Source organism: Streptomyces sp. URMC 126 (genome assembly GCF_051386555.1).
Classification (GTDB): Bacteria; Actinomycetota; Actinomycetes; order Streptomycetales; family Streptomycetaceae; genus Streptomyces.
On record NZ_JBPQTX010001055.1, the window covers coordinates 1 to 257 of the forward strand.

Annotated in this window: 1 protein-coding gene; it reads left to right on the forward strand. The window is 72.4% G+C overall.

Going from position 1 to position 257, the window contains the following annotated elements; translation table 11 throughout:
• A partial coding sequence (locus ACSNOK_RS35070) for an extracellular solute-binding protein (RefSeq protein WP_436784744.1) occupies positions 1-257 on the forward strand: 257 nt, incomplete at both ends.

The following is a 257-nucleotide window of genomic DNA, read 5'->3' on the forward strand; positions in this document are numbered from 1 at the left end:
GTTCGACGACGCCACCCTCGCCAAGGTCGGCGGCAAGGACCGGTTCGTGCCGGCCGCGCTGGCCGCCGCCGGCGCCCCCGGCAAGCCGCCCGCGGCGGTGCCGCTCTACAGCCTCGCCTACGCCCTCTACTACAACAAGAAGGCGTTCGAGGACGCCGGGATCGACGGGCCCCCGGCCACCTGGGAGGAACTGGTCGCCGACGGGAAGAAACTCTCCAAGGACGGCACGTGGGGCCTGGGCGTGGAAGGCTCCAACC